Origin of the sequence: Nocardioides sp. Root122 (genome assembly GCF_001425025.1) — a bacterium.
Taxonomy (GTDB): Bacteria; Actinomycetota; Actinomycetes; order Propionibacteriales; family Nocardioidaceae; genus Nocardioides.
On the sequence record NZ_LMDE01000009.1, the window covers coordinates 272,823 to 288,655 of the forward strand.

Here is a 15,833-nt window from a genome sequence, read left to right on the forward strand (position 1 = left end):
CGAGACCCCCGCGCAGACGTGCGGGGGTCTCGTGCGTCCGGGGTCGCCCTGCTTGACTGCCCGGGTGAGCGAGCTGAGCGCCCAGGGCCCGGACGAGGAGTGGCTCGACGCGGAGTGCCGTCGCCTGCTCCGGTTCGGCCGTCGCACCGCGCACCCGTCCGGAGGTGCGGCCTGGCTGGACGACGACGGGGCGCCGGACCTGTCGCGCCCCGTCCACACGTGGATCACCAGCCGGACCGTCCACGTCTTCGGCCTCGGCACCCTGCTCGGGGTCGAGGGCTCCGAGGTCGTCGCCACCGCCGCGATCGACGGCCTGCGGACGACGCTGCACGACGACGAGCACGGCGGCTGGTTCCACGCCGTCGACGCCGACGGCGTACCCGTGGAGGGGACGGGCAAGGCCTGCTACGACCATGCGTTCGTGATGCTGGCCGCGTCCACCGCGGTGGTCGCCGGACTCTCCGGCGCGCGTGAGCTGCTGGCGGAGGCGACCGACGTGTTCGCGCGCCGCTTCTTCGACGACGCGACCGGTCGGGTGTACGACGAGTGGGACCGCACGTGGAGCGCCCCGACGCCCTACCGCGGGCTCAACGCCACCATGCACTCGCTGGAGGCGCTCCTCGCGGTCGGCGACGTGACGGGCGAGCGGGTCTGGCACGACCGGGCGGCCGCTCTCGCCGCCTTCGCCGTCGAGCTCGCCGCAGGCCACGACGGCCGGCTCCCCGAGCACTTCGGAGCCGACTGGTCGGTCGACCTCGACCTCAACCGCGACCGCCCCGACGACCCGTTCAAGCCCTTCGGTGCGACCCCGGGCCACGGCCTCGAGTGGTCGCGCCTGCTGCTGCACGTCGAGGCGACCCTGGGTGACCGGGCGCCCTCCGGCCTGCTGCCGACCTCGCGCGTGCTCTTCGACCGCGCCGTCGCCGACGGCTGGGCCGCCGACGGCGCCCCCGGCTTCGTCTACACCACCGACTGGACCGGTGCCCCGGTGGTGCGCGACCGGTTCCACTGGGTCGTCGCCGAGGGCATCGCCGCTGCCGCTGCCCTGCACCGGCGCACCGGTGAGACGTCCTACGCCGACCGGTACGCCGAGTGGTGGGCCTACGTCGACGCGTACGTCCGCGACCTCGAGCGAGGCTCGTGGCGCCACGAGCTGGACCCGTCGAACCGGCCGCAGGCATCGGTGTGGCCGGGCAAGCCCGACCTCTACCACGCGGTGCAGGCCACCCTCCTGCCGCGCCTGCCGCTGGCACCCAGTCTTGCGACGGCGGTGGCCGTGTCGGCCCGCGGCGGGACAGGAGCATGATGGGCGCCGTGACCGAACCCGCCCCCCGTGTCCTCGTCGTCGGCGAGGCCCTCGTCGACGTCGTCCCCGACCCGGACGGGCAGCCGCGTGACCTGCCCGGGGGCAGCCCGGCCAACGTGGCGATCACGCTCGGCCGGCTGCAGCACGACGTACGCCTGGTGACCCTGCTCGGGGACGACCAGCGGGGCGCGATGGTCCGGCAGTGGCTCGAGGCCAGCAACGTCCGGGTGCTCGCCCAGCGCACCGGCAGCGGACGCACCTCGAGCGCGGCCGTCACCCTCGACGAGTCGGGTGCCGCGAGCTACGTCTTCGACCTCGACTGGGAGCTGCACGAGGTGCCGCACGAGGAGTGCGAGGTGCTGCACGTCGGCTCCATCGCGACCGTGCTGGCGCCGGGCGCCGACGCCGTGCGCGACACGGTGCACCGGCACCGCGACTCCGCCCTCGTCTCCCTCGACCCCAACGCCCGGCCGGCGATCACCCCGGACCGGGCCGCACCGGCGGCGCGCGTCGAGGAGCTCGTCGCGCTCTCGCACGTGGTGAAGGTCAGCGACGAGGACCTGCTCTGGCTGCACCCCGGCCACGACCCCGTGGAGACCGCCACCCGCTGGGCGGCGGCCGGACCGGGTCTCGTGGTCGTCACGCGCGGCGGCGACGGCGCGGTCGCCGTACGACGTGGGGGCAGCGTGCTCGAGGTCGCCGGCGTCCCGGTGGCGGTCGCGGACACCGTCGGTGCCGGCGACACGTTCAGCGCCGTGCTCCTCGACGCCCTCCTCGGCCTCGGCGTCGGCGGTGCGGGGAGTGCCGAGGCGCTCGAGGCGCTGTCCGACGACGACGTGCACACGGCCGTGCGCACCGCGGCGGCGGGCGCCGCGGTCACCGTCTCCCGTCCCGGCGCGGACCCGCCCGACCGCGACGAGCTCACCGCGGCGCTGGCCCGGCAGGCCGGAGCGGCCGCCGAGTGAGTGCCGAGCAGATCCACGACATCGGCAGGCGCCGGGCGTGGGTGATCTGGATCGTCGCGCTCGCGGTCTACGTCCTCGCGGTCTTCCACCGCAGCTCGCTCGGCGTCGCCGGGATCATCGCCGCCGACCGCTTCCACATCAACGCGACCAGCCTGGCCACCTTCACGGTGCTCCAGCTCGTCGTCTACGCCGGCATGCAGGTGCCGGTGGGCGTGCTGCTCGATCGCTACGGCTCGCGCACCATGCTGCTCGCCGGCCTGGTGCTGATGACAGCGGGCCAGCTCGCATTCGCCTTCTCCGCGTCCTTCCCGGCCGCCGTCGCGGCCCGAGCGGTGGTAGGCGCGGGGGACGCGATGGTCTTCGTCAGCGTGATCCGCCTGGTCACTGCGTGGTTCCTGGTCCGGCAGGCACCGATGGTCACCCAGCTCACCGGCCTGTCCGGGCAGCTCGGCGCGATCGCCGCCGCCGGCCCGCTGTCGTACCTCCTGCACGAGCTCGGCTGGACCTCCACCTTCGCCGTGACGTCGAGCGTCGGCGTGGTGCTGCTCGTCGCGGTCCTCGCGCTCGTCAAGGACTCGCCCTACCGCCGCGACGACGTCGTCGCCATCAAGCTGCGCGCGCTCGCCCAGTCGGTGCGGACGGTGTGGGGCAACCCCGGCACACGTCTGGGCATGTGGTCCCACTTCACCTCCCAGTTCTCCGCGACGGTGTTCGCGCTGCTGTGGGGCTACCCCTTCCTCGTGCGCGGACTCGGCTGGAGCACGGCCTCGGCCAGCACCCTGCTGATGGCGATGACGGCGTGGGCCGTGGTGAGCGGGCTGGGACTGGCTCGGCTCGTCGGACGCCTTCCCTACTACCGCTCGTTCATCGTCATCGGCGTGGTCCTCGCGATGGTCGTGCCCTGGACCGCCGTGCTGCTGTGGCCCGGACCGGCACCGGTGTGGCTGGTCGTGGTGATGACCTTCGCCACGGCCAGCGGCGGCCCGGCGTCGATGGTGGCCTTCGACCTGGCGCGGTCGTTCACCCCGCCGCACGAGGCCGGACGCGCGAACGGCCTGGTCAACGTCGGCGGCTTCACCGCCTCGCTGCTGACCATGGCGCTGATCGGGGTGGTGCTCGACCTCGTCGAGCCGGGCGGCATGGACGCCTACACGCTCGGCGACTTCAAGCTCGCCCTGTCGGTGCAGTACCTCTTCTGGACCTTCGGCGTCGTGCAGATCCTGCGCTACCGCCGCCGCGGGATCGCCCACCTCGCGCGCGTCCACCCGGGCTCGATCGCGCAGATGAGGGCCGGGCAGCCCTTCGTGCACCCGGGCATCGGCACCGAGGGCGTCTGACCTCCTCCAGTGATCCCCGGTCAGCCGGGGATCACGCGGGCTGGTCAGCCGATCTCGCCGTCCCCGTCGGAGTCGAGGTCGCCCGTGGGGTCCTCGGCGGTCGGGTCCTCGAGCAGCTCGCCGCCGACGGGGTGGCCCTGCCACGAGACCATCTCCCAGCCGGCCTCGAAGTCGCCGTCCAGCACGACCAGCGCGGTGTTGTGCAGGGGCTGGGTCGACGGCGGGGCGTCGGGGTGGGGGACCATCCGGGTGGAGATCCAGGTGCGGAGCGCGGCGCCGTGGCTGACGACCAGGGCCGCGTCGTGGCCCGCCGCGACGATCTCGCGGACCGCGCGGTCGTAGCGGGCGAGGAACTCCTCGCCGGTCTCCCCGCCGGGCATGCGGTGAGTGAGGTCGCCCTCGAGCCAGGTCGCGACGCTGCCGATGTAGCCCGCGACGGCGTCGTGGTCGTTGCGCATCTCGAAGTCGCCGGCCTGGATCTCCTCGAGTCCGTCGAGCTGTACGACGCCGAGGCCGCGGTCGTCCGCCGTGGGCCTGGCGGTCTGGTGGGTCCGCACCCGGCTCGAGACGTAGACGGCGTCGATCGGCTCGTCGGCCAGCACGCGCGCGGCGGCCGCGGCCTGGGCGCGTCCGAGGTCGGTCAGGTCCAGCCCCGGGTGGGCGGTGTCGAGCTCGCCCGAGACGTTGGCGTGCGTCTGGCCGTGGCGCATCAGCAGGAGTCGCATGGGTGGGTCCTCGTCGGTGGCGCTAGTTGTTGAACTGCGAGGTCTTCGACGAGGCCAGCTCGAACGCCTGCTCCAGCGGGACGGTCTCGAGGGCCCCGGCGATGTCGGAGCCGACGTGGCTGACCTCCGTGCCGCGCTCGAGCGGGACGAGGGTGTGCACCAGCCGGTCGTCGTAGGTGTGGACCATGGTGAACGCCTGCCCGGCGTCGACGCCCGAGACGAAGCGGTCGACCGGTGCCGGGTCGCTGGTGTAGCAGCTCGCCGAGGCCACCGAGACGGGCACGCCGGCGAAGGTCGACCACGTCGAGAGGTGCAGGTGACCGGCCAGGATGCCGCGCACGTCGGTGCCGGTGATCACGTCGGCCAGCGACTGCTGGTCGTGCAGCTCGATCAGCTCGGCCGCGCGCAGCATCGGCAGCGGGAGCGGTGGGTGGTGCATCGCCAGCAGGGTGCCGTGCTCCGCCGGGGTGGCGAGCACGTCGGCGAGCCAGTCCAGCTGCTCGGGCTCGAGCGTGCCGTGGTGGTAGCCCGGCACGCTGGTGTCGAGGGCGACGATGCGCAGCCCGTCGACCTCGTGCACGCGGTCCTGGAAGCCGTCGTCGTCGGAGTCGAAGAGGCCGCGGGCGTAGGGGCTGCGCTCGTCGTGATTGCCCATCGTCCACACCACGATCGCGCCCATCGCGGCGGCCACCGGCTCCACGATCGAGCGCAGCGTCGCGTAGGCCTCGGGCTCGGCCTGGTCGGCGAGGTCGCCGGTGAAGACGAGGGCCTGCGGCACGGGACGGACCGCGGCGAGGCGGTCGAGGGCGGCGCGCAGGTGGGCGACGTTGTCGATCACCCCGTAGTGCAGCCGGCCGCCGCCGATGAGGTGCGGGTCGGAGAGGTGGGCGATGGCGTGCCGCGGGGCGGCGTACTGGCCGAGCTGTCTCACGGCGGACAGCCTAGGGCTCGCGCCGAGGGACGAGCAGTGGTTGGCCAGTCGTTCACGCGCGCGTCGCGCCGGGGTCGCGACGGCGGCCTAGCGTCGCCCCCGTGGTGGCCCGCGGACTCGTCGGCAGCGTGCTCGTCCTGCTCGGCGGGCTGGTCGTCGCGACCCTCCCGCCGAGCGCGCCCGTGGCCGGTCTGGACGTGCTGGCGATCCTGCGGAGCACGGCCATCGGCCGGATGTCCGGTCTGGTCGTGGTGCTCGCCGGCCTCGGCCTGCTCGCCTCGGCCTGGCTGCACCTGTGCGGAGCCTGCGCCCGCGCCGACGCCGACGAGCAGCCGGCACTGCTCGCCAGGGTCCGCGGCGCGACGGTCGCGTGGGCGCTCCCGCTCCTGCTCGCGCCACCACTCTTCTCCCGCGACGGCTGGTCGTACGCCGCCCAGGGCACGCTCGCGCACCGCGGCTTCTCGCCCTACGAGCACGGACCCTGGAGCCTGGTCGGGCCCCGGTCGGTCCCCGGGCCGATCGTCGAGGGCGTGGACGCCCGGTGGATGGCGACCCCCGCGCCGTACGGGCCGGTCCCGCTGATCGGCGGTGACGTGGCGGCGGGCCTGACCTCCGACCCCTGGCTGCTGGTGGTCGCGCACCGGGTGATCGCTCTGGTCGGCCTGGTGCTGCTCGCCTGGTCGGTGCCCCGGCTCGCCCACTGGTGCGGCGCCAACCCGGCGCTGGCCTCGTGCCTCGTGCTCGCGTCGCCGCTGATGGTCGCCAACGGTGTGGCCGGGCTCCACAACGACCTCCTGATGGCCGGCCTGATGGCCGCAGCGCTGGTCGCCGCACGTGAGCACGGCTGGGTGGCCGGCGCCGTCCTCGGCGGACTCGCCGCCGGCGTGAAGCTGCCCGGCGGCCTGGCGTGCGTCGCCGTGGTGCTGCTGACGCTGCCCGTGGCGGCGGGGGCCGCGGCCCGGGTTCGTCACACGCTGCGCGTGGCAGCCGTGGCGACCGCGGCGCTCGTCCTGCCGGGCGTGGTCTGGGGGCTCGGCATCGGCTGGCTGGGCGCGCTGACGGTACCGGGCACGGTCAACACGCCGCTGTCCCTGCCCACCCTCGTCGGGGGGTGGCTCGACGTGGTCGCCCGGCTCGGCGGGCTCGGCACGGCCGACGGCACGTTCCTCGGAGTGGTCCGGCTGCTCGGCCAGGTGGGCATCGTCGGGGTCGCTGCCGTCGTGCTGCTCCGGCTGCCCACCGGGCATCCGCGTCAGTCGGTGCGCGCCCTCGCAGTGGTCATGGCGGCGACCGTCGCCCTCAGCCCGGTCGTGCACCTCTGGTACTTCCTGTGGGTGGTGCCGTTCGTCGCGGTGCAGCGACTGGGTCGGCGCGCGACGGTCGCGCTGGTGGCGCTGTCACTCGTGTCGGGGCTCGTGGCGCCGATGGACTCCTCGCTGCACGGCGCCTACCTGGCGATCGTGATCGGCTCGCTGGTGGTGGCCGCGGCGGCGGGGCTGCTGCTGGTCACCCGGCGGGCCCGCGAGCGCCTGGCGGGCCTGGCGACCGGCGAGTGGACGTCGAGCATCGACGCCACGGTCGTCGACCAGGGATAGCGCTCCGCGCGTCGCCGGGCCGCGGCACGACGGGCGGCGACGGGACGCCCGGCGACCTCGAGCACGGCGTCGGCGAGGGCCTCCGCGCGCGGCTCGGCCCAGGCTCCGGACCCGGCGTCCACGAGCTCCCGTGCGCCGCCCCGGTCGGCGGTCACCACGGGCGTCCCGGAGGCCAGCGCCTCGAGGACGGCGAGGCCGAACGTCTCGCCCGGGCAGACGCTGAGCGCCACGTCGGCCCGGGCGAGGGCGCGGCTCAGGAGGGCGCGCGAGTCGACGTACCCCCGGAAGCGGACCGGTGCGTCGCCAGCGAGGTCGACCAGCTCGTCGAGGTGGGGTCCGACTCCGAAGACGTCCAGGCGCAGGGGTACGCCGCGCCGGTGCAGCTCGACGGCCGTGGCGACGGCGAGGTGCGGGCTCTTCTCCCGCGAGAGGCGGCCGGCGTGGACCAGCCGCAGTCCCGCGACCGGCTCGCGCGGGTGCGGTCGGAAGGTGGCCAGGTCGACGCCGAGCGGCACGCGCACCACCGGGCACCCGGCGGCGTCGGCGACCTGCTGGAACTCCTCGCGGGCGTAGTCCGAGGTGACGACCACGGCGTCCACGCTGCGCACCAGCAGCCGGTTGAGCAGGCCGATGGAGACCTTGCTGGTCGTGTCGAGCCCGGTGCGCAGCGCGAGCATGTCGCCCAGCCGCTCGTGCGAGAGGAGCACCGACCCCACGCCGTTGCGCCGTGCCCATCGGGCGACGGGCAGCAGGCTGAGCTTGTCGCTCAGCTCGACCGACGTCGGCTGCCACTGCTCGAGCACCTCGGTGACCCGCCACGGCTCGACGATCAGCCGGTAGCCGCCGCCGACCCGGGGCGCCCGGAGCTGGACGACGTCGCCATAGGGCGTCGAGGTGCGCACGTCCTCCGGGCCCGGCACGACGAGCAGTCGCGCGCAGCCCGCGCCCGCGTAGCCCTCGCCGAGGGCGCGCAGCGCGGTGCGCATGCCCCCCGACGCGGGTCCGACGAAGTTGGCCAGCTGGGCGATGCGCATGGCCGCACCGTGGCCCAACCAGGTGAACGGAGCCCGACGCCGTCCCGGCCGTCAGTGGGCCGGGAGGATGCGGCCCGCGACCTCGCCGAGGGAGATCCGGCCGCCACCGGTGCCGGGCGCGGTGTAGCGCAGCACCACGTCGTCGCCGTCCTCGAGGAAGGTGCGTTCACGGCCGCCGGCCGTGAAGGGCTCCTTGCCGCCCCAGCTCAGCTCGAGGAGGGAGCCGCGCTGGTCGCGGTCGGGGCCGGAGATCGTGCCGGAGGCCCAGAGGTCGCCGGTGCGGAGGCTCGCCCCGTTGACCGTCGTGTGCGCCAGCATCTGGGCCGGCGACCAGTACATGGTGCGGTAGGGCGGGCGGGCGATGACCTCGCCGTCGAGCACGACCTCGACCTCGATGTCGAGCCCGGCCGGGCCGTCGACCCGCAGGTAGTCGAGCACCTCCGGGTCCTGCCCGGGCAGGTCGGTCCACGCGGCGCCCAGAGCGGCCAGCGGGGTGACCCAGGCGCTGATCGTGGTGGCGAAGGACTTGCCGAGGAACGGACCCAGCGGGACGTACTCCCAGGCCTGGATGTCGCGCGCGGACCAGTCGTTGAGGCCGACGACGCCGAAGGTGTGCTGCGCGAAGTCGGCGGTGGGGACGCGCTCGCCGAGCGCCGAGGGCACGCCGACGACGAAGCCGAGCTCGGCCTCGATGTCGAGGCGCTGGGAGGGACCGTACGACGGTCGCTCGTCGGTGGGTGCCTTGCGCTGACCCGACGGGCGCACCACGTCGGTGCCGGACGGGACGACCGTGCCGGAGCGGCCGTGGTAGCCGACCGGGAGGTGCTTCCAGTTGGGCAGCAGCGGCTCCTGGTCGGGCCGGAAGATCCGTCCGACGTTGGAGGCGTGGTGCTCGGAGGCGTAGAAGTCGACGTAGTCGCCGACCGTGAACGGCATCAGCATCCGCACCGAGTCGACGGGACTCAGCGCCGGCTCGACGAGGTCGCGCTCGGTCTCGTCGGTGAGCAGGCCGGTGATCCACGCCCGGGTCGACTCCCAGACAGCGGGGCCGGCGGCCATGAACGGGTTGAGCGTGGGCTGGTCGAACAGTGCGTGCGTGTCGACCATGTCGGCCGCCGCCACGATGCTCAGGTCGAGCACCTGGTCGCCGATGCGCACCGCGACGCGGGGGTGCTCGCCGGAGCGTGCGAAGACGCCGTAGGGGAGGTGGTCGACGTCGAACCCGGAGCCTGCGGCTCCCTCGACCCAGGTCGTCGTTGTCATTGCGTGTCCACCACTTTCTCGATCAGTCCGAGTGAGATGAGGTCGTCGAGGGGCTCGGTCACCGAGCACGAGCCGAAGGACGTGAACCAGCGACGGGCAGCGGCCACGTCGACGTCGGTGAGGGCGGCGCCGTCGCGCTGCTCCAGGACCTCGACGGCGTCGGTCGTCGAGCCGCCGTCCCACAGCGCTGCGGTGGCCCCGAGGACGTTGAGGAAGCCGTGGGCACCGCCGCCCTCCGGCTCGTGGCGCACGGCGCGGTGCAGGCCGGCCGTGGCCTTGAACCGCAGCTCGCGGTCGAGCGCGGCGTCGATCCAGGTGGCGACCGTGGCGGCGTCGGGGACGAGGTCGTGGTCGACGTTGCCGAGCCGCAGCTTGAGCCGGTGGTCGCACGCGGCCACCTCGTCGACCGCGGCCAGCCACGAGGCCGTCGCCGAGCCGGGGACCTCGATGAACAGCGGAGCGGCGAGGTCCACGGCGCGGGCGGCCGCGTCGATGCGGCGGACGTTGCCGACCGGGTCGGCTGCGTCGCGCACGGCGACCTCGAGACCCGCGAGCGTGAGGCCCTTGCGTGCCGCCAGGGACGCGACCCCCTCGACGGCGCCGGCGCCGGTCGTCAGCACCACCGAGACGGGCACGCCGGCAGGCACCGACCCGAGGTCGGTGTCGGTGACCACGAAGGAGCCGACGAGCCCCGACCACCACTCCGGGCGACGCGCGTCGTAGGCCGCGAGGGCGTCACCCAGGTGGGCGTTGCCGGGCGGGAACACGGCCGCGTCGTCGACCAGGCCGTGCCAGTGCTCGGGGAGCCCTGGCGAGGCGTCAGGTCGACCGGTCTCGGGGGGTGGAGGAGTCGGGGACACGCGACTACTCTAACCACCAGATAGCGGACGTCAGTGTCCGATGATCGGACGATTGGAGCGGACCGATGGCCCACTACCGAGCACTCGGGCGGCTGCCGCGCCAGCGGCACACCCAGCTGCGCGACGACGACGGCCACCTGTTCCGCGAGGAGCTGATGGGGGAGGAGGGCTTCTCCTCCGACTCCTCGCTGCTCTACCACCGCGGCGTCCCCAGCGCGATCACGGACAGCCAGGTCTGGGAGCTGCCCGACCAGACGCGCACGCCCAACCACCCGCTCAAGCCGCGCCACCTCACGCTGCACGACCTGCAGACCGGCACCTGCCCGGTGGAGGGCCGACGGATGGTGCTCGGCAACAACGACGTCCGGATCGGCTACGTCGTCACCGGGACCGAGCCGTCCCCGCTCTACCGCAACGCCATCGGCGACGAGTGCGTCTACGTCGAGTCCGGCAGCGGCACCGTCGAGACCGTCTTCGGCGCCATCGCCTACCGGGCCGGGGACTACGTCATCGTCCCCCGCGCGACCGACCACCGCTGGGTGCCGGCCGAGACCTCGCGGCTCTACGCCATCGAGGCGAACTCGCACATCCACCCGCCGAAGCGCTACCTGTCGCGCTTCGGCCAGTTCCTCGAGCACGCGCCCTACTGCGAGCGCGACCTCGTCGGCCCGACCGAGACGCTCCAGGCCGAGGGCACCGACGTCGAGGTCCTGGTCAAGCACCGAACGAGCGCGGGCATCGTCGGCACCCGGCTGACGTACGCCACCCACCCGTTCGACGTCGTCGGCTGGGACGGCTGCCTCTACCCCTACACGTTCAACATCGAGGACTTCATGCCGATCACCGGCAAGGTCCACCAGCCGCCGCCGGTGCACCAGGTCTTCGAGGGCTGGAACTTCGTGATCTGCAACTTCCTGCCCCGCAAGGTCGACTACCACGACCTCGCGATCCCGGTCCCCTACTACCACTCCAACGTCGACTCCGACGAGGTGATGTTCTACGTCGGCGGCGACTACGAGGCCCGCAAGGGCTCGGGCATCAATGTCGGCTCCATCAGCCTCCACCCGGGAGGGCACGCGCACGGTCCGCAGCCCAGCGCCATCGAGGCCAGCCTCGGGGTGCCGTACTTCGACGAGTCCGCGGTGATGGTCGACACCTTCGCCCCGCTCGAGCTCGGTGAGGGCGGCCTCGCCGTCGAGGACCCGGCCTACGCCTGGACCTGGGCGGGACGTGGCCCCGACGCCGGCGACGGCGACGGCGGGCCGGCGGTCTTCAGCAACAGCTGAGCGGCCCACCCCCTCGGGTGGTCGTTAGCGTGGCGAGCATGACCGCCGACCTGCCGCCCTGCGTCTTCCTGCTCTTCGGGGCCCGCGGCGACCTCGCGGCGCGCAAGCTGTTCCCCGGCCTCTACCGGCTCGCCGCCGCCGGGCGGCTGCCGCAGGACTACGCCGTGGTCGGCAGCGGGCGGCACTCGCCGGGCTCCGACGACGACTTCCGCGAGGAGGTGCTCGGCGGTCTGCGCGACAGCGTCGACGACCTCGACGAGGACGTCGCTCGCGACCTGCTGGACCGGGTGTCGTTCCAGACCTCCGACGCCGACGACGGCGCCGACCTGGCCGCGCGGGTCCGCGAGGTCGAGAGCGACCTCGGCGGCGAGGTGCTCCGTCTCGTCTACCTGTCGGTGCCGCCGACCGCGATGTCCGGGATGGTCGGCATGCTCGGGCGTGAGGGGCTCGCCGAGCGCGCGCGCCTGGTGATCGAGAAGCCCTTCGGGCTGGACCTCGCGTCGTTCGAGGAGCTCGACCGCGACGTGCACGAGGTGTTCGACGAGGAGCAGGTGTTCCGCATCGACCACTTCCTCGGCAAGGAGGCCGTGCAGAACCTGCTCGCGCTGCGCTTCGCCAACGCGCTCTTCGAGCCCGCGTGGGACCGGCGCAGCATCGCCTCCGTGCAGGTCGACGTGCCGGAGACGCTGGAGATGGAGGGTCGTGGCTCGTTCTACGAGTCCACCGGCGCACTGCGCGACATGGTCTCGACCCACCTCTTCCAGATCGTGGGCGCCGTCGCGCTCGAGGACCCGGGGGAGTGGTCCGCGCAGGCGGTCCGCCGGGCGCGGGCCGCGGTCTTCGAGGACGTACGCCTCCTCGACCCGTCGCGCGTCGTCCTCGGCCAGTACGACGGCTACCGCGACGAGGAGGACGTCGACGAGGACTCGACCGTGGAGACGTTCGTAGCCCTCGAGGCGTGGGTCGACAACGAGCGCTGGCGCGGGGTCCCGTTCCACCTCCGCACCGGCAAGGCGATGGCCGAGACCCGTCGCACCGTCACGCTGCGGTTCCGCGGCCCGGACTCCACGGTGTTCGGTGACGCCGGCGCGCCCGACGAGCTCGTCCTCGAGCTGACCGACGAGGCCCGCGTGCAGGTCGACCTGCTCGGCAAGCGGCCCGGTCCCGAGATGGAGCTCGCACCGGCCACGATGCGCCTGGACCTCGGCGAGGAGCTCCCCGAGGCCGAGCCGCTGGAGGCCTACGAGCGGCTCCTGCTCGACGTGCTGGAGGGCGACCACACCCTCTTCGCCCACGCCGACGAGACGCGGCGGCTGTGGGAGGTCTGCCAACCCGTCCTCGAGGACCGTCCCGAGCCACTGCCGTACGACCGCGGCTCGTGGGGTCCGTCCGCGGCGCTCGACCTCCCCGGCAGCGGCTGGCGGCTCGGACGGGACGGGCGGTGACCGAGCGAGGGGCCGACGTGCTGGCGATCGCCGACCACGGGCTCGTGGGTGACCTGCGCACCGCGGCCCTCGTCGGCACCGACGGCACCATCGACTGGTTCTGCCCCGGCCGCTTCGACGCCCCGAGCGTCTTCGCCGCCATCCTCGACCCCGACGCCGGCTCGTGGCGGATCGGTCCCGACGACCCCGACGCGCGGAGCCAGCAGTACTACCACCCGGAGACGAACATCCTCGTCACCCGCTTCATGACCGAGCACGGGGTGGTGGAGGTGCAGGACTTCATGCCGGTCCTGCGACCGCACGACCCCGAGCACCGACAGCGGCTGGTGCGCCGCGTCGTCGGCCTGCGCGGGTCGGTCGACCTGACGATGCGGATGGCGCCGCGGCCCGACTACGGGCTCACCGAGCCCGACCTCACCCGCGACGACGACGTGGTGCGGTTCGCCGACGGCCAGGTGCACCTCGCCCTGTCCAGCACCGTCCCTCTGGAGGTCGACGACGCCGCCGCGACCGCGACCGTCGGCCTGACCACGGGCGAGACCGCCCTGTTCGTCCTCGAGGTGCTCGCCCCCGGTGAGCCGGCGCGGGGGTGCACCCTGGACGACGTCTCGGAGCTCTTCGACGCCACCGCGCGCTTCTGGCGGTCGTGGCTGGCGCAGAGCACCTACACCGGGCGCTGGCGCGAGTGGGTCGACCGCTCCGCGCTGACCCTCAAGCTGCTGTGCCACGAGCCGAGCGGCGGCATCGTCGCCTCGCCGACGACGAGCCTGCCCGAGCGGATCGGCGGCAGCCGCAACTGGGACTACCGCTACGTGTGGGTGCGCGACGCCGCGTTCAGCGTCTACGCGTTGCTGCGTCTCGGCTTCACCGACGAGGCGCGGGCGTTCGTGCGGTTCCTGTCCGAGCGCATCGGGGAGGCGGCCGAGCAGGACGACGACGCCCTCGACCGCCTCGGCCCCCTGCGGGTCCTCTACGACCTCGACGGCCAGATCCCGCACGAGCGCGAGCTCGACCACCTCGCGGGGCACCGCGGCTCCCGGCCGGTGCGTGTCGGCAACGGCGCCGTGGACCAGCTCCAGCTGGACGTCTACGGCGAGCTCATCGACTCGGTCTACCTCTTCGACAAGCACGGACGTGGGATCAGCCACGACGCGTGGGGCGACCTGCGCCGCGTGGTCTCGTGGCTGATGGACAACTGGGAGCGGCCCGACGCCGGGATGTGGGAGATCCGCGACGAGCCGCGCACGCACACCACGTCGCTGGTGATGTGCTGGGTCGCGGTCGAGCGGATGATGCGCATCGCCCGACGACGCGGGCTGCCGGGCGACCTCACCGAGCTCGCCGCGGTCCGCGACGCGATCTACGAGCGCGTGATGACCGACTGCTGGAACGACGAGCTCGGGGCCTTCACGGCGGGACCCGGCAGCGACGTCCTCGACGCGGGCGCCCTGCTCATGCCGATGGTCAAGATGGTCGCGCCCGACGACCCGCGCTTCCTCGCCACGCTCTCCCGGGTCGAGGAGCGGCTGGTGTCCGACAGCCTGGTGCTGCGCTACGACCCGCAGCTCTTCGGCGACGGGGTGTCCGCCGACGGCGACCGTGACGGCGTACCCGAGGACGAGGGCACGTTCTCGCTGTGCTCGTTCTGGTACGTCGAGGCGCTCACCCGGGCCGGCCGGCTGGGCGACGCGCGCCTCGCGCTGGAGAAGATGTTCACCTACGCCAACCACCTCGGGCACTACGCCGAGCAGGTCGGGCTCAACGGCGAGCAGCTCGGCAACTTCCCCCAGGGGTTCACGCACCTGAGCCTGATCAGCGCGGTGATCAACCTGGACCGTAGCCTCGACGCATGACCGGAGTCGCCACCAGCACGGCGACCCCACGGTCCGTCGCGCTGATCCCCCTCGTCCTGGCCATGCTCTCGATGATCGGGCCGTTCAGCATCGACACCCCGTTCCCGGCGTTCTCGGAGATGGGCCGGAAGCTCGACGCCTCCGTCGGCCAGCTCCAGCTGGTGGTCACCGCGTACCTCCTGTCGTTCGCGGCGATGAGCGTGTTCCACGGCCCGCTGTCCGACGCGATCGGGCGCCGCCCGGTCATCGTCGGCTCCCTGCTGGTGTACGCCGTCGCGTCCGTCGCGTGTGCGTTCGCGCCGACGCTGGAGCTGCTGCTCGTCGGCCGCGTCGTGCAGGGCCTCGCTGCGGGCGGGTCGACGATCGTGAGCCGCACGATCATCCGCGACATGTTCGACGGGCCCGAGGCCCAGCGGCTGATGAGCCAGGTCGCGGTGATCTTCGGGCTCGCGCCCGCCGCGGCGCCGGTCGTCGGCGGGCTGCTGGTCCAGGTCGGGCCGTGGGAGACGGTCTTCTGGTTCATGGCCGCCCTCGCGCTCGTGCTGGTCGGCCTGACGGTCGCGCTCCTCCCCGAGAGCCACCCGCCGGAGCGACGCGTGCCCCTGCGGGTCGGCGAGATCGTCCGCGGCCTCACCGCGGTGCTGCGGGTCCCGGCGTTCCACCGGATGGCGTGGGCCGGCACGCTCGTGTTCGGCGCCCAGTTCCTCTACATCGGCGGTGCCGCGATCTTCGTGGTCGACCTGCTCGGCGAGGGCGAGCTCGACTTCTGGAAGCTGTTCCTCCCGATGATCGGGGCGATGGTCGTCGGGTCCGTCGTCAGCGGTCGCCTGGGCCGGATGGTCACCAGCCCGCGCCTGGTCTCGGTGGGCTACGCCGTCAGCACGGCGGGCGCCCTCCTCGGCATCGCGGTCGCCCTCACGCCCGCCGGCGAGGTGCTGCCGTGGGCCGCCCTCGGCATCTCGCTCGTCGCCTTCGGCAACGGCCTGGCCTTCCCCAACATCCAGCTGCTGATGCTCGACCTCGTGCCCACCCGCCGCGGCGCGGTGATGTCCGCGTCGTCGTTCGTCACACTGGTGTTCAACGCCGCCAGCGCTGCCCTCCTCGCGCCGTACGCCGGTCGCTCGGTGCTCGGCTTCGCGGTGGCGGCTGCCGTGTGCGTGGTCCTCGGCTGGGGGTTCTGGCGCTGGCACCAGCACGCCGAGCGCCGGGCCGTCGCGGCCTGAGAGCCGGCGG

Annotated in this window: 11 protein-coding genes and 2 pseudogenes; 8 read left to right on the forward strand and 5 right to left on the reverse strand. The window is 73.5% G+C overall.

Annotation, left to right across the window (positions count from 1 at the left end; genetic code table 11):
• The first annotated feature begins 64 nt into the window (after positions 1–64).
• Genes ASC64_RS08600 through ASC64_RS08610 form a run of 3 tightly spaced genes read left to right on the forward strand, consistent with a single transcriptional unit; the run spans position 65 to position 3,608 of the window.
• Positions 65–1,306 (forward strand): AGE family epimerase/isomerase, encoded by a 1,242-nt coding sequence (locus tag ASC64_RS08600; protein ID WP_082550306.1) that lies wholly within the window; start codon positions 65–67, stop codon positions 1,304–1,306.
• An 8-nt stretch (positions 1,307–1,314) separates the two neighbouring features.
• The gene (locus tag ASC64_RS08605; protein WP_200937542.1) at positions 1,315–2,271 is read left to right on the forward strand and encodes a carbohydrate kinase family protein; all 957 of its coding nucleotides are present in this window, start codon (positions 1,315–1,317) and stop codon (positions 2,269–2,271) included.
• Positions 2,268–3,608, forward strand: a complete 1,341-nt coding sequence (locus ASC64_RS08610) for an MFS transporter (protein WP_056907111.1) — start codon at positions 2,268–2,270, stop codon at positions 3,606–3,608. Before ASC64_RS08605 ends, ASC64_RS08610 begins: the two co-directional genes overlap by 4 nt.
• A gap of 44 nt (positions 3,609–3,652) precedes the next feature.
• Here ASC64_RS08610 and ASC64_RS08615 read toward each other — a convergent pair whose 3' ends face one another.
• Both ASC64_RS08615 and ASC64_RS08620 read right to left on the reverse strand, forming a co-directional pair.
• Positions 3,653–4,333, reverse strand: a complete 681-nt coding sequence (locus ASC64_RS08615; RefSeq protein ID WP_056907112.1) for a histidine phosphatase family protein — start codon at positions 4,331–4,333, stop codon at positions 3,653–3,655.
• A gap of 22 nt (positions 4,334–4,355) precedes the next feature.
• A complete protein-coding gene (locus tag ASC64_RS08620; RefSeq protein WP_056907113.1) occupies positions 4,356–5,264 on the reverse strand; it encodes a metallophosphoesterase in 909 nt (302 codons plus the stop codon).
• Between the two features lie 128 nt (positions 5,265–5,392).
• Here ASC64_RS08620 and mptB point away from each other — a divergent pair.
• Positions 5,393–6,709: pseudogene (gene mptB, locus ASC64_RS22725) on the forward strand (polyprenol phosphomannose-dependent alpha 1,6 mannosyltransferase MptB); the annotation flags it as partial.
• Here the strand turns inward: mptB and ASC64_RS21635 are convergent.
• The 3 genes and pseudogenes from ASC64_RS21635 to ASC64_RS08640 form a co-directional block, all read right to left on the reverse strand.
• Positions 6,669–7,893: pseudogene (locus tag ASC64_RS21635) on the reverse strand (glycosyltransferase); the annotation flags it as partial. The pseudogenes mptB and ASC64_RS21635 sit on opposite strands and share 41 nt — an antisense overlap.
• 51 nt (positions 7,894–7,944) lie before the next feature.
• The gene (gene fahA, locus ASC64_RS08635; RefSeq protein WP_056907116.1) at positions 7,945–9,156 is read right to left on the reverse strand and encodes a fumarylacetoacetase; all 1,212 of its coding nucleotides are present in this window, start codon (positions 9,154–9,156) and stop codon (positions 7,945–7,947) included.
• Positions 9,153–10,016 (reverse strand): hypothetical protein, encoded by an 864-nt coding sequence (locus tag ASC64_RS08640; RefSeq protein WP_156385098.1) that lies wholly within the window; start codon positions 10,014–10,016, stop codon positions 9,153–9,155. Before ASC64_RS08640 ends, fahA begins: the two co-directional genes overlap by 4 nt.
• Before the next feature lie 65 nt (positions 10,017–10,081).
• Here ASC64_RS08640 and ASC64_RS08645 point away from each other — a divergent pair, with 65 nt between their 5' ends.
• The 4 genes from ASC64_RS08645 to ASC64_RS08660 are packed head-to-tail and all read left to right on the forward strand — an operon-like array spanning position 10,082 to position 15,823.
• On the forward strand, positions 10,082–11,302 hold the full coding sequence (locus tag ASC64_RS08645; protein ID WP_056907118.1) for a homogentisate 1,2-dioxygenase: 1,221 nt from the start codon (positions 10,082–10,084) through the stop codon (positions 11,300–11,302).
• Between the two features lie 38 nt (positions 11,303–11,340).
• Complete coding sequence (gene zwf, locus ASC64_RS08650) at positions 11,341–12,747, forward strand: glucose-6-phosphate dehydrogenase (protein WP_056907245.1); 1,407 nt, start codon at positions 11,341–11,343, stop codon at positions 12,745–12,747.
• Positions 12,744–14,600, forward strand: coding sequence for a glycoside hydrolase family 15 protein (locus tag ASC64_RS08655; protein WP_200937544.1), 1,857 nt, complete (start codon positions 12,744–12,746; stop codon positions 14,598–14,600). Before zwf ends, ASC64_RS08655 begins: the two co-directional genes overlap by 4 nt.
• Positions 14,597–15,823, forward strand: coding sequence for a multidrug effflux MFS transporter (locus ASC64_RS08660; protein ID WP_056907119.1), 1,227 nt, complete (start codon positions 14,597–14,599; stop codon positions 15,821–15,823). The genes ASC64_RS08655 and ASC64_RS08660 overlap by 4 nt, the downstream gene beginning before the upstream one ends.
• The last annotated feature ends 10 nt before the right edge of the window (positions 15,824–15,833 follow it).

Bases quoted from the DNA above. Each gene is read 5' to 3' on its own strand.
- ASC64_RS08615 (WP_056907112.1), bottom strand. From the start codon at position 4,333: ATGCGACTCCTGCTGATGCGCCACGGCCAGACGCACGCCAACGTCTCG.
- ASC64_RS08660 (WP_056907119.1), top strand. From the start codon at position 14,597: ATGACCGGAGTCGCCACCAGCACGGCGACCCCACGGTCCGTCGCGCTG.
- zwf (WP_056907245.1), top strand. From the start codon at position 11,341: ATGACCGCCGACCTGCCGCCCTGCGTCTTCCTGCTCTTCGGGGCCCGC.
- fahA (WP_056907116.1), bottom strand. From the start codon at position 9,156: ATGACAACGACGACCTGGGTCGAGGGAGCCGCAGGCTCCGGGTTCGAC.
- ASC64_RS08645 (WP_056907118.1), top strand. From the start codon at position 10,082: ATGGCCCACTACCGAGCACTCGGGCGGCTGCCGCGCCAGCGGCACACC.